Below are 13,401 nucleotides of genomic sequence, written 5' to 3' on the forward strand. Positions count from 1 at the left end.
GTATTCACCCACGGCCTTCCTGATCCAGTGGTTCTATTTAAACCTAAAAAAGAATGTAAAAATGACCAAAGGCATCGAGATTTGACTTCTCGATGCCTTTGGTCGACACTCTAAAGCACTCATCCATATGGAATGGGTGAATGCCTCTTCTATTTATATAAAGAGTTATGCATTTGATTCTTCTAGCATTTTATAATAAATCCCCTGTTTCTCAATTAACTCCTGCTGGCTGCCTGCTTCAACAAGTTCACCCTGTTGCATGACAAAGACAATATCGGCTTGTCGTACAGTATTCAAACGATGAGCGATTACAAAGCTTGTACGCCCTTTCATTAAACGTTCTAGAGCTTCTTGAATCTTCAACTCTGTTACAGTATCAATGCTACTCGTTGCTTCGTCTAACAACAGAATTACAGGATCTGCAACAAGTGCTCTTGCTATAGATAATAGCTGCTTTTGACCTTGGCTAATTTCAGCGCCATCAGCAGATAGAAATGTATCATAACCATTCTGCAATTTCATAATGAAATCATGTGCATTAGCTTTACGTGCAGCTTCTTCTACTTCCTCATCTGTTGCATTTAACTGACCATACCGAATGTTTTCCCTAACCGTTTCTTCAAATAAAAACGGATCTTGTAAAACAAATGCCATTTGACTACGCAAATTTTGACGTGACATTTCTTGAATTGGTGTACCATCAATAGTAATTTCACCTTTATTTACTTCATAGAATCGTGCGAGTAACTGTAAAATAGTTGTTTTACCTGCCCCCGTGGCTCCTACTAAAGCAGCTGTTTGACCTGCCTCTACATGAAAACTAACATTTTTTATCGTATGTGCTTCATCTGTTTGTTCATATTTGAACGAGACATCATTGAACTTTACGTCGCCTTGTAGTTGTTGGATCACTTTGTTTGAAGCTAAATCCTTCTCTTCTTCTTCGTTCATAATACCAAAAACACGTTCTGCTCCTGCAATAGCTGACAAAACATTATTAAACTGATTCGCTAAATCATTTAGTGGACGTGTAAACTGACGAGCATACTCTGAAAATATCACAATCGTTCCAATTGTCACTTGGCCCTTCAAAGCTAATAAACCACCAACTCCCGCAACAATGGCAAAGCTTGCATTATTTAAAAGGTTCATGACCTTTGGAATACCACCTGAGTAAACATTAGACCAAAAGCCAACGTTTCGTAACTTACTACTTTTCTCTGCAAACTCTTCAATCATACGCTGCTCCTGAGAAAAAGCTTTAACAATTCGTTGTCCTGAAATCGACTCCTCAATCATCCCATTTAATGCTCCCAATGCTTGCTGCTGCTCTTTAAATAACTTACCTGTACGGCGTGTAATCCATCTTGTAGCAACGAACATTATTGGGATGATGATCATCGTCAATAGTGTTAATAGAGGACTCATTGACAACATGACAACCAACGTCCCAACTAACGTTAAAACACTTGAGAATACTTGAATAAATGTACTATTCAAGGTCGAACTAACATTCTCAATATCATTTGTCATACGACTCATTAACTCTCCATGTTGACGCTTATCAAAAAATGAAATTGGCAACTTCTGCAATTTTGTGAATAGACCTGTACGCATTCGATAAATCGTTTGTTGAGCAATACCAATCATCCAATAGTTTTGGAGAAACAATGATAATGACAAACCTATATAAATGGCAATCAAACCAAATATCAGCTTAGACAATCCTGCAAACTGCGTTTTCATAATGTGGTTATCAATAATTTTCCCAATTAAATAAGGACCTAGTAATGAAAATATCGAGCTCGCTACTACCATTAGTAGTACAACAATTAATAGCGCGCGTTGTTCATCCACGATACGCCAAATATGGCCTAGCGTTGAACCCCAATTTGTTGCGCGATCCACCTTCTTACTACGCTTCTTTTGTATATCTTCTTTCGTCAAAATATTTTTATAACCAAAAGGTTCTCGAATTGCTTTAAACATTATCATCCACCCCCTGCTCTTGTTGTGAGGTCGCAATTTTTTGATACAATACAGAGCCTTCCATCAATTCTTCATGAGTACCAAATGCTGACACGAATCCGTCTTCTAGCAGTAAAATACGGTCAGCTCCCTTTGCTGTTCGAATTTTCTGAGTTACAACAAGCATTGTTGCCTCTTCACCCTCTAACGCACTCCATAATGCGGATTCCGTTTTGACATCTAATGCACTAGTACTATCATCTAAGATCAAAAACTCCGGCTTACGTATTAATGCCCTTGCAATTGATAATCGTTGTTTTTGACCACCCGATAAATTTACTCCCTTTTGGCCAACTCTTGTTTCGTAGTCATTTGGGAAATGCTGAATTGAATCATGGATTTGTGCCTGTATTGTTGCCTCTTGTACTTGTTCAATTGAAGCAGCTATTTTGCCCCATGTTACGTTATCGTGGATAGAACCTGTGAATAACAATGCACGCTGTGGTACATAACCAATCGCCTCACGCAACTTTTCTAGTGGCCAGTTTTTCACATTCACTCCATCCACAAAGATATTCCCAGACGTCGTATCGTAAAAACGGGGTAATAGCTGTAACAATGTTGATTTACCAGAGCCCGTCGCACCCATAATAGCTAATTTTTCACCTTGATCACATTCAAAAGAGATATTACGTAATACGAATTCATCTGTCTGTGGATATTTAAAAGAAACATTGTCAAAACGTAAAGTACCACGTTGCCCAACTTCCAATGAACCTTCATACTTCTCATCGTCTTCTAAACCTTTTTCAATTAACAATACTTCCTCCATACGATCCGCTGATGCTTTCGCTCGTGAAATAAATACGATAATAAATGAAAACATTGAAAATGCCCCTGTCATACGTAGTGCATAGTTGACTATCGCTACAAGTTCACCGATTTGTGTTTCTCCTTGCTCAATTTTCCCCGCTCCAAACCAAAGAACCACAAGCAAGCTAACATTCATTACAAACAGCAATAAAGGCTGAATATACTCCATCGTTCGTAACGCTTTAGAGGTATCTACCTTCAAAGATTTTGCTACTTTTTCAAACCTACTTGCTTCGTACAATCCACGCAAATAGGCTTTTACTAACCGCATCGCCTGTAAATTCTCTTGAATAACACGATTGACTCGGTCAACACGCCTTTGAACGGCTGAGAAATAAGTAATACCTTTGCGAACCATTAAAAATAAGAAAATAGCTAAAAACGGAGCACCTATTACAAGATATACAGCTAATGATGGCTTCACATAAAACGCCATTATTAAACTACCAATCACAACAAGAGGCGTACGTAACATGACTCGTAGACTCATGAATAAGACTTGTTGCACTTGAGATACATCACTTGTTAAGCGCGTAATAAGTCCTGCCGTTGGAAACCTCAAAAACGTCGCCATTGTAAATGATTGTACTTTTTTAAACAATTCATTCCGCAAATCAAAGGCAAAGCTTTGTGAAGCATGTGCTGAAAAAAATGAATTTGTAACACCTGCTATAAAACCTAGGAATGCTATTAGCATCATTATTCCGCCCCATAACCAAACCGTTGCAGAATCTTGTAAAACGATTCCATCATCAATAATTTTCTTAATAATTAATGGCTGTATTAACTCAACAGCAAGCTCTACAAGCATGAGCGAAATAGCAATAACAGCGAACCATTTGTATGGTTTTATGTATGAAAACATCGTCTTCATGGTATAACCCCCTATATTCATTTCGTCTCTCGAAATTTATTTAATTGTTCCTTATTATGCCATAAAATAGCCATACCTTGTGCTATAAAAATTCAAAATATTTAGAAGGATAATTTTATTAATGGTTTTTCTCATGTATATTAAAAAAAGCCCCCTCACTCAAAAAGTGAAAGAGACCATTCATTTAGTTTATTTTTCAACCAAATTTAAATGTTTTCTTGTTGCTTATCCCCTTCAACGGAAAGCCAAGTCACACAAACAAGCATGATTATTATGCCCACAATTTGCCATATCGCTAGTGTTCTTCCTAGCCAAATAACAGAAATGATCATAGCTGTTAATGGTTCCATACTCGACAACACACTTGTTTCTACAGCTGTAATATATTTCATGCTACTTAAAAACAATACAAAGGCAGCTGTTCCAAAAAATATAATAGCAGTTAACATTAATGCGATTTTCGGGTCTAATAATAGGCTCCATTCATCTGAACTCCAGACTTGCGAAATTACACCTAGTACAATACCTCCGATTAGCATTCCCCATCCTACTACAATAAGGACACCCCATTCCTTCATAATAGCTGCAGGATATAAAGTATAAAAAGCAAATGTTAAACCAACCGCGACTCCCCATAAAAGAGCTTCAGAACTTACGAGTAATGTCTCAAAAGAAGCATTAGTTAGTAATAAAAACAAACCAATAAGCGTCCCTAGAATACCTAATACTTGATATTTTGGTGGCCATTTGCGATAAGAAATTGAAACAAAAATGATAATGAAAATAGGTGCCAAAAATTGTAGTAATGTTGCCACAACCGCATTACTAGCATCAATAGCTGCTACGAATGAATATTGTACTCCCAGCATTCCTAAAACACCAAACGTGACTAATTTCCTCCACCAAACAGGATATTTCCAAATACTTGTTACATCTTTTTTAGTTAGAAATAAAAAGGATAATAGTATTATACCAGCCAAAATGAGACGGACTGTTAGCATAAACGGTACAGTTAACTCGCTATTAGATAATACCCACTCCATAAGTGGCCCCGTAGCACCCCAAAGCATTGCTCCAGAAATAATCAGTATTATCCCTCTTAATCTATGTGACTGATGATTCATTCCTAAACCCCTCATTTATGATTATATTTTACTGCTTTTTCGATATATTTTTGCATATTTCTCCCCATTTTAACCTTTATGCACTGTCAATATTAATATATAATTCTGAATTTCTTTTATATACATTACCTATTACTAATGACGGATGACATTCTTTTCACTATAATAATAGATATAGTAACTTCAAGGAGTCGTCGTATGCATGAATGAAACTCAAACAATTTTTAGTACAGCCAATTCAGTTTTGAACCAAATGCCATTCCCAATGATGATTGTTAATCATGAAGGAATCGTAGCAGCATGGAATCGCCAAGCCGAAAAAACTTTCGGCTATTCTGCTGATGAAGTTCTTGGGAAATTTACCCCATTCATAGAAGCAGAGAAATCAGGCCTACATAAAGATGGATGGACAAAGCTATTACGTTCTCCTGAACCTTTCCATTTCGACAAAATGGCATTCATAGCGAAAAATAAAGAAGCTATCTTTTCGTCTGCTTTAGCAAAAGCATTTACTATCGAGAATGAGCGTTATGTATTTTTTCATTTTGAAATGACAGATGAGATCCAAAAAGACCCATCACCCTATCAAGAATTAATTAGTTTAAAAGCAGGATTAGAATCCTCCTTTATGATGTTAACAATGGATCAAGAAGGTTTAATTAATTTTGCAAACAACAATTTCTTAAAACGGAGCAAATGGACGCCGAAAAGAATTATAGGCAAAACATTTTGGCAAATGTTCCCTCAAACGGATAACGGAACTGCTGATGCAAATAACATCTGGACATCCCTTAAAAACGGTAAGACTTGGAAAGGCGAAGTTGAGAAGATGTCGAAAGACGGCTTATCCTATTGGGTAGATTTAACGGCTATCCCGATTTTCGTGACATGTAAAAACCCTTCCTACTTTATACTGCTCGAAAATGATATTACAGAAAAAAAACTGCTACAAAACCGCTTAGAAAAAATCGCTTATATTGATCAAGAAACAGGTTTAATGAATCGCTATCGTTTAGAACAAATCGTCACTGATATGATTCAAGAAAAGAATCATTTTACTTTTGTTTACCTAAGCATTGATAAATTTTACTCTTTGAAGGAAATTTATGATGAACAAACAGAAATTGTCCTTTTACAGGAATTCACAAACCGTATGAAGATATATTTCCAAGATAGCACAATGGCTCGAGTCGGTATAGATGAATTTGTCGTATTAACTCCACTTGGTGAATGGTTTATCCAAGGTTTCCTTGCCTATCTAAAACAACACCCTATTTATGTAAACAGTCGTGCAATACCACTTTCAATTAGCGGAGGTATTACAAAGTACCCTGAAGATCAGTCATCATACTCACATTTAGTGAAAGCCTCACATGCGGCAATTTCTAAAGTGCGTTCTGATGGTGGTGGTAATATTATTAGTTTAACAAAAGCTGATCATAAAGCACTTAGTACAAAGGCCATTATTGAAAAGCGCCTGCTAATCGCGTTGGATAAAAAGAACTTAAAAGTACTTTATCAGCCCCAGTTAAATTTAGAAACAGGTAAAATTACAGGTGTAGAAGCCCTCGTGCGCTGGGAAGACGAGGAAATCGGTATCGTTACACCAGATGTCTTAATTCCAATCGCCGAAGAAACTGGTTTGATTAATGATATTGGCGCCTTTATGCTTGAACAAGCTTGTTTACAAGCAGTAGCTTGGCATAAAAAAGGCTTAGATTTAAAAGTAAGTATTAATTCATCTGTACGAGAATTCCGTGATAAAAACATGGTACAACATATTAGAAAAGTTTTAGAGAAAACAAATTGTCCTGCTAAACTTTTGCAAATTGAAATTACAGAAAAATTTGCTTTAGAAGCTGAAGCAGAAACTTCCATAATTCAACAGATGAAGCAATTAGAAACTGACGGTATTGTCTTCGTCCTTGATGACTTTGGTACAGGGTATGCATCTTTCCGTTTCATGCAACTCTTACCTTTAGCTGAAATTAAAATTGACCAAACATTTATTTCAACACTTCAATATCAGAAGAAAGCGCAAAAATTAATACAAGGTATGATCCAATTTGGAAAATCTATTAATATGCGTGTTTTAGCTGAGGGTGTTGAAACAGCAGAGCAATTAGAATTACTTACATCATTTGGATGTGATGCAGCGCAAGGCTACCATATTAGCCACCCTATCACACCTAAAGAAGTTGAAAAGCTTTTAAAATAATTCTTTATATATTTTCCAATAAATACAGTTCCTAAATAAAAATGGCCTTCGCTCAAATTAGCGATGGCCATTTTTCTCTTTATATTTCATTTTGTAACGCTTTTGCCTTACGCTTGCGTATTATATTGAAAATGAATTGCATAAACACCTCTGCGAAGACAAGACCCATAACAATGGCACCTGTAATAATGAATGCCTTAGCAGCATATTGAATGCTTTCAAGATATTCATTTTCAACGACATGCCTCATTGCATTGTAAGCCATTCCTCCAGGTACGAGTGGAATGATACCAGCAACACTAAAGATAATCATCGGCATTTTAAAACGTCTTGCCAACATATGTGCCACAATCGCAATAACAAACGAACCCGCAAATGAAGCTAATACAGCATCCATACCATGCTTCAATAGAGAATAGTATATTAACCATCCAATGGCTCCAACTAACCCACAATGGAATAGAGTTTTTTTCGGAGCATTAAAAAGAATTCCGAAACTAGCTGTTGCTAAAAAACTAAGAACTCCTTGGGTGACCCAAAACATAGTATTCCTCCTAAAATGACAATACTAGTGCAACACCCGCACCGATCGCAAATGCTGTTAAAAAAGCTTCCGTTCCTTTTGCTACTCCTGATACAAAGTGTCCGGCCATCAAGTCCCTCACTGCATTTGCAATAAGTAAGCCTGGTACTAACGGCATCACAGAAGCAATAATAATTTTATCTATTTGGATACCTATACCCAATTTTACTGTTAAAAACGCTGTAATACCTACAAATAATGCAGCTGTAAATTCTGCAAAGAACTTTACCTTTGTTAACTCATGCATTAAAACAAAAAGTAAAAAACCAATTCCACCAGCTAATATTGCTGCAGGAACATCACTCCAAACACCTTCAAATAAAATTAAAAAACATCCACTTGCTATTGCCGAAGCGACTATTTGTAGCCAAGTTGGGAAATATAAATTTGAACGGTCTATACGTTGTAATTCTTCAAACGCTTCTGACAAAGTAATTTGCTCTGCGGTTAATCGACGTGATACACCATTTACAAGCGCAATTTTCTCTAAATCTGTCGAGCGTCTGGGTATTTGAACAATTCTTGTTGGTCTTTTATGACCAGCTGAAAATATTATTCCTGTAGGCGTCACAAAACTCTGTGCAGATGTTAATCCTTGTGAATTTGCCATACGTAACATCGTATCTTCAGCACGATACGTTTCCGCTCCACTTTGCATAAGTAATCTTCCAGCTAGAAGAAAACAATCTATTGCGAGTTCCTCTTCTTCCATTTCAATCACTGTTTTTCCCTGCCCTTCATAAACAAAATTTAGTAAAAAAACATTATGTATGACTATTCATTAGTAAAAAAATGTAATATCCTGTGTGACAAAATGCCTCTTTCGCGTCATTTTTACTTATTTTTCAACAAAAGATGATTTTTTAACATAAATTCAAAACTTTTCGCGCCACTTTGCCGTCTAATCGTATAGAATAGAACACATAATAGTTTTAAAGGAGGTCTTGGGGAAATGACCACATCACGCCCTAAAAAAAGAGGGCTTTGGATTGACACAATATTAATTAGTAGTATTTTTGTACTATCTGCTGTTTTGCTTTTCTTTTTTTTAGCACCAAAAAACGACAAAGAATCTTCAGTAACAAATGGGGTAGCTTTAGCAGCACCACCTGAGCATCAAACAAAGGATTCGAAATTTACAGGTATTAAAATCGCCTCTATAATTTCAGGAGACGAACGTATGCCCTATTCAATTGAATATCCCCAAACTGAAGATAAAGAATTCAATAAAGTTATAAAGGATGCCGTTTACAAGACGCGCGATACCTACTTAGCTAGCATGGAGGAAATACTCCAAAAAGATGCAGATAAAGTTGGCAAGTTAACAATAACATTTAAAACCTTGCATCATAAAAAGAATTACTACTCGTTTGTTTTAACTCAAAATACATATAAAGGCACAGGAAGTAAAGAAAAAACTATCCAAACCTTTATGTATGATAAAAAAAATAATAAACAGTTGTTTTTAAACAACGTTATTAAAAACGAAAATAATCTGTCAAAACTTATACCTTTTGTCCAAAAACAAATAAAAAGCGATGACCAGTTTAAATCATATATCAATACAACAAAATTAAAAAATTCTACAACACCTACGTTTTCAAATTATAAAAACTTTTCTTTAACTGATAGCTCTTTATACATTTATTTTGACGGTGCTAAATTGTCCGATAATAGTAATGCTATCTCAAAGATTAAAATACCACTTTCTTCTGTAAATAGTATACTGGCTAAACCATTCCAAATAGCAGGAATAAATCCAGATGGTACAAAAAAGAAACAAATTGCATTAACATTTGATGATGGTCCAAATGCAAAAGTAACACCGAAAATCTTAAAATCACTTAAGAAATATAATGCGAAGGCAACGTTCTTCATGCTTGGAAGCCAAGCAATGTACAATCAAAAGCTTGCAAAAAAAGTTGCAGATGCTGGACATGAAATTGGCAATCACTCATTTTCACATACAAATTTAATCACACTTTCAAATAAGAAGATTAAAGCTGAAATCAACCGTACCAATGAAGAAATTAAAAAAGCTACGGGCGAAAATCCAACGTTATTCCGCCCACCTTATGGTTCAATCAACGAGAGAGTGCGTTCGCAAAATAAACTACCAGTTATCTTATGGGATGTTGATACACTTGACTGGAAACATCGTAATCCTAAAACACTTTTAAATATGGTCAAACAGTATAGTCATGATGGCGCGATTATTTTAATGCATGATATTCAACCTACAACAGCTCAAGGTTTAGATTCTGTATTAGCTTACTTACAAAAGCAGGGTTATGAATTTGTAACCATATCTGAGTTAAGAAGATAATTGTATAGCCCAAGACTAGTGATGTTAGCCCTCGATTACATAATGTAATCGAGGGCTATTTTTAGCTCATTCTAATTCTTCCATCCATTCCTCTAATAAAACTTCTAGTTGTTGCTCTGCTCTTTCTTTCTCGGCTATTAGTTGTTCATATAAGTTCCAATCCTGCTCTTGATGAATTTTCTGATTCAGTTGTTTTATAGTAGCTTCAATCAGTGCAATTTCTTGCTCTTTTTTTGTATCATTTTTTGTTACTTTTACTTTTGGAGATGTTTTTTTCTCTTGTTTTATAGACTGTGGCGAGTTAAGAGCTTGTTTCTCATTAAACTTTTGTCGTGCCCAGTCGTACGGACCCTCATATGTTATTAATTGTTGATTCTCTAGCCACACTGTTCTTGTAAATAATTTATTTAAAAAGAAGCGATCATGAGAAATAGCTAAAATAGTACCTCTAAAGTCTTCTAAGGCGTCTTCTAGCACTTCCCTTGATTCTATATCTAAATGATTTGTCGGTTCATCTAAGATCAGTAAATTGACGTCTTGATGCATGAGCTGCGCCAATCTAAGTCGCATACGTTCACCACCACTTAAATCTGCAATTCTCTTAAAAACATCTGCTCCGTAAAACATGAATTTAGCTAAAATATGACGAGCATCACCTTCAGTGACAGAAACTTCATCCCGAAAAACATCAATGAGACGTGCTTTAGGCATATCAATTTGAAAATGCTGTGATAGATAACCAATCTTCACTTGGCTCCCTAACTTACATGTTCCTGTATCTACCGTTGTCTTATTCAGTAACATATTCAAGATAGTAGATTTTCCAGTACCATTTCGACCTACGATTGCCATATGCTCTTGCCATAGAAGTTGTAAATTTACATTTCTGAGTAATACCTTATCTCCAAAAGCTTTTGTGACATTTTCAAGTTTTGCAACTTCCTTTCCACTTCGAGGTGCTGCTTCAAAGGATAAATCCATTTTTTTAGGGTCAATAATTGGCTTGCGCAACTTTTCAATACGTTCTAGCGCTCGCTCCATATTACGCGCACGTCGGTGCATTGCCTCATTCGGTGGATTGGCTTCATTCGCCCATTGTCGCATGCGTTTGATTGCTTCACGCATCTTCTTCATCTTCTTTTGTTGTTCTTCGTATTGTTGGAACTCCCGCATAAGACGCGCTTCCTTTTCAACACAAAAGTCTGAATAACTACAATGATAAACTTGCAACTCACCTTGCTCTAAATCTACAATTTTCGTGACAACTTTATCTAAAAAATAGCGATCATGCGATACTATCACAACTGTTCCTGTATAGTCGACTAAATATTGCTCTAACCATTCTACAGCAAACAAATCCAAATGATTCGTAGGTTCATCTAATAGTAGTAAATCCGGCTTAGTCAAAAGTAATTGACCGAGCATAATTTTCGTCTTTTCTCCACCACTAAGACTATTAAATGGCTGTTCTACAAAATCATTTAATTGAAGTCCATTAATGATCATCTCAATTTGAGCTTGCATACTATAACCATCTGCTAATGTGAAGCGCTCTTGCACATCACCATATCGAACTAAATATCTCTCTAGTTGCTCCGACGTTGCAGTGACCATACTATTTTCAAGTTCTTGCATTTGCCTCTGTAAATCAAGTAAATTCTTAAATGCCTGCGCTAAGATATCCTGACCTGTAATCTCTTCTGCAAATATTGGAATTTGCGCTAAATAGCCAATTTTAGTTCCTTTTTTAAAATGAATTTCTCCTTGGTCTGGTGATTCTACCCCTGCAATAAGTTTAAATAAAGTCGTCTTCCCAGAACCATTACGTCCAACGATTCCTAAACGATCACCTGTTTTAATATCTAAAACTAAGTCTTCAAAAATACTATTCCCACCGAGCATTTTACTTATATGTTGAACTGTACAAATCATGATTGATTACTTCCTTCCGTATGACACAGCTGAAAGCACTCTATTTTTGCCAAAACAAAAAGACTGCCTGATTAACGGACAGTCTTTTACGCCTTAAAATACGGCTTGGAAAGAATGGCTAATCAGCTGTGGATTATTTGATTTTGTTGAAAAATGGGCGCACTTATCCCGTTAGCAGCAAAATCGAAAGAAATCGCACATGTAATTGGCAAAAACTCCAAAGTATAAACATATGCATCCACAACGTTTTTCATTCTTTCCTCACCTCCGTTTCAAATAATTATGAATAGTCTAACATAATTGATGGTCAATTTCAAATGGCCATTTAGGTAGCATATGGTTCAATGGTTTATCTTCACGTTCTCCTAATACATAATCTGCTTGCATTAACGTATGGATTTCACGTGTACCTTCATAAATAACAGGTGCTTTTGAGTTACGAAGGAAACGAGCTACTGGGTATTCATCTGAATATCCGTATGCACCATGGATTTGCACCGCATCATCTGCTGCTTTGTTGGCGAAATCACATGCCTGCCACTTTGCTAAAGATGTTTCGCGTGTATTACGTACACCTTGATTTTTTAATTCTCCTACTCGATAGACTAATAAACGACTCATCTGATAGCCTGCTTCCATTTTCGCAATCATTTGTTTTACAAGCTGGTGCTGTCCTATTGGTTTGCCAAATGTGTGACGTTGATGGCAATATTTTACGCTTTCTTCTATACATGCCATCGATAAACCAACTGCTCCTGCTGCTACAGTAAAACGGCCATTATCTAAAGCGGCCATTGCAATTTTAAAGCCTTCGCCTTCTTCACCTAATAAGTTTTCTTTTGGGACTTTGACATCTTCGAAGAAAAGCTCACCCGTATTACCAGCACGGATGCCATACTTCCCTTTTATCGCTTTCGAAGAGAACCCTTCCCACGTACGATCCACTATGAAGGCAGAAATTCCTTTGTGTTTTAATGAACGATCACCTGTATAAGCAAATACGATGAAATAATCGGCCACATCACATAAAGAAATCCATGTTTTTTGACCATTTAAAATATAGTGGTCACCATCAAGTATTGCATGTGTAGACATAGCGGCCACATCAGAACCCGCTCCTGGTTCAGTTAAACCGAAAGCGCCAATCTTTGCTCCCTTAGCTTGAGGAATGAGATACTTTTTCTTTTGTTCTTCATTACCCCATTGCAATAGAGTCATACTATTTAGTCCTGTATGGACAGAAACAGCTGTACGAAACGCTGTATCACCACGCTCTAATTCCTCACAAACAATAGCTAAAGAGTTATAATCCATTCCACTACCACCATAAGCTTCAGGAATACACACACCCATTAAACCTAATGCTGATAACTTAGTAAAGATTTCCGGATCGAACTTACCTTGACTATCCCACTCAGTGATATTAGGCATAATTTCTTTATCAACAAAAGCACGCACTGTATTTCTCAACATTTTTTGTTCTTCAGTAAATTCAAAATTCAT

The 13,401-nt window shown here is 36.3% G+C and carries 10 protein-coding genes; 2 read left to right on the plus strand and 8 right to left on the minus strand.

The genetic code is table 11. The features are described 5' to 3' along the window. Window positions 1-165: 165 nt before the first annotated feature. From AMD00_RS16075 to AMD00_RS16085, 3 genes are all read right to left on the minus strand, one after another. Window positions 166-1,989, minus strand: a complete 1,824-nt coding sequence (locus tag AMD00_RS16075; protein WP_053418003.1) for an ABC transporter ATP-binding protein — start codon at window positions 1,987-1,989, stop codon at window positions 166-168. Next, window positions 1,982-3,715, minus strand: a complete 1,734-nt coding sequence (locus AMD00_RS16080; protein ID WP_053418004.1) for an ABC transporter ATP-binding protein — start codon at window positions 3,713-3,715, stop codon at window positions 1,982-1,984. The genes AMD00_RS16075 and AMD00_RS16080 overlap by 8 nt, the downstream gene beginning before the upstream one ends. A gap of 206 nt (window positions 3,716-3,921) precedes the next feature. After that, complete coding sequence (locus AMD00_RS16085) at window positions 3,922-4,839, minus strand: DMT family transporter (RefSeq protein WP_053418005.1); 918 nt, start codon at window positions 4,837-4,839, stop codon at window positions 3,922-3,924. A 202-nt stretch (window positions 4,840-5,041) separates the two neighbouring features. Here AMD00_RS16085 and AMD00_RS16090 point away from each other — a divergent pair, with 202 nt between their 5' ends. Continuing rightward, on the plus strand, window positions 5,042-7,057 hold the full coding sequence (locus tag AMD00_RS16090) for a sensor domain-containing protein (protein WP_053418006.1): 2,016 nt from the start codon (window positions 5,042-5,044) through the stop codon (window positions 7,055-7,057). 79 nt (window positions 7,058-7,136) lie between these two features. Here the strand turns inward: AMD00_RS16090 and AMD00_RS16095 are convergent, their stop codons facing one another. Both AMD00_RS16095 and AMD00_RS16100 read right to left on the minus strand, forming a co-directional pair. After that, window positions 7,137-7,601 (minus strand): threonine/serine exporter family protein, encoded by a 465-nt coding sequence (locus AMD00_RS16095; protein ID WP_053418007.1) that lies wholly within the window; start codon window positions 7,599-7,601, stop codon window positions 7,137-7,139. Between the two features lie 10 nt (window positions 7,602-7,611). Further along, window positions 7,612-8,352, minus strand: a complete 741-nt coding sequence (locus tag AMD00_RS16100; protein WP_053418329.1) for a threonine/serine exporter family protein — start codon at window positions 8,350-8,352, stop codon at window positions 7,612-7,614. Between the two features lie 240 nt (window positions 8,353-8,592). Between AMD00_RS16100 and AMD00_RS16105 the strand changes: the two genes are divergently transcribed. Beyond that, window positions 8,593-9,966: a polysaccharide deacetylase family protein gene (locus AMD00_RS16105; RefSeq protein WP_053418008.1), complete on the plus strand. Its 1,374-nt coding sequence runs from the start codon at window positions 8,593-8,595 to the stop codon at window positions 9,964-9,966. A 66-nt stretch (window positions 9,967-10,032) separates the two neighbouring features. On the opposite strand, the gene abc-f is transcribed toward AMD00_RS16105, so the two are convergent. The 3 genes from abc-f to AMD00_RS16115 form a co-directional block, all read right to left on the minus strand. Beyond that, complete coding sequence (gene abc-f / locus AMD00_RS16110) at window positions 10,033-11,898, minus strand: ribosomal protection-like ABC-F family protein (RefSeq protein ID WP_053418009.1); 1,866 nt, start codon at window positions 11,896-11,898, stop codon at window positions 10,033-10,035. A gap of 122 nt (window positions 11,899-12,020) precedes the next feature. Further along, window positions 12,021-12,152 (minus strand): RAxF-45 family protein, encoded by a 132-nt coding sequence (locus AMD00_RS24325; RefSeq protein WP_407701122.1) that lies wholly within the window; start codon window positions 12,150-12,152, stop codon window positions 12,021-12,023. Between the two features lie 37 nt (window positions 12,153-12,189). Further along, window positions 12,190-13,401, minus strand: coding sequence for an acyl-CoA dehydrogenase family protein (locus AMD00_RS16115; RefSeq protein WP_053418010.1), 1,212 nt, complete (start codon window positions 13,399-13,401; stop codon window positions 12,190-12,192).

The organism is Viridibacillus arvi, assembly GCF_001274945.1.
In the GTDB taxonomy this organism is placed as follows: domain Bacteria; phylum Bacillota; class Bacilli; order Bacillales_A; family Planococcaceae; genus Viridibacillus; species Viridibacillus arvi.

Coding starts and splice junctions, on each gene's coding strand:
- AMD00_RS16075 (WP_053418003.1), bottom strand. CDS start 1,989: ATGTTTAAAGCAATTCGAGAACCTTTTGGTTATAAAAATATTTTGACG.
- AMD00_RS16080 (WP_053418004.1), bottom strand. CDS start 3,715: ATGAAGACGATGTTTTCATACATAAAACCATACAAATGGTTCGCTGTT.
- AMD00_RS16085 (WP_053418005.1), bottom strand. CDS start 4,839: ATGAATCATCAGTCACATAGATTAAGAGGGATAATACTGATTATTTCT.
- AMD00_RS16090 (WP_053418006.1), top strand. CDS start 5,042: ATGAATGAAACTCAAACAATTTTTAGTACAGCCAATTCAGTTTTGAAC.
- AMD00_RS16095 (WP_053418007.1), bottom strand. CDS start 7,601: ATGTTTTGGGTCACCCAAGGAGTTCTTAGTTTTTTAGCAACAGCTAGT.
- AMD00_RS16100 (WP_053418329.1), bottom strand. CDS start 8,352: ATGGAAGAAGAGGAACTCGCAATAGATTGTTTTCTTCTAGCTGGAAGA.
- AMD00_RS16105 (WP_053418008.1), top strand. CDS start 8,593: ATGACCACATCACGCCCTAAAAAAAGAGGGCTTTGGATTGACACAATA.
- abc-f (WP_053418009.1), bottom strand. CDS start 11,898: ATGATTTGTACAGTTCAACATATAAGTAAAATGCTCGGTGGGAATAGT.
- AMD00_RS24325 (WP_407701122.1), bottom strand. CDS start 12,152: ATGAAAAACGTTGTGGATGCATATGTTTATACTTTGGAGTTTTTGCCA.
- AMD00_RS16115 (WP_053418010.1), bottom strand. CDS start 13,401: ATGAATTTTGAATTTACTGAAGAACAAAAAATGTTGAGAAATACAGTG.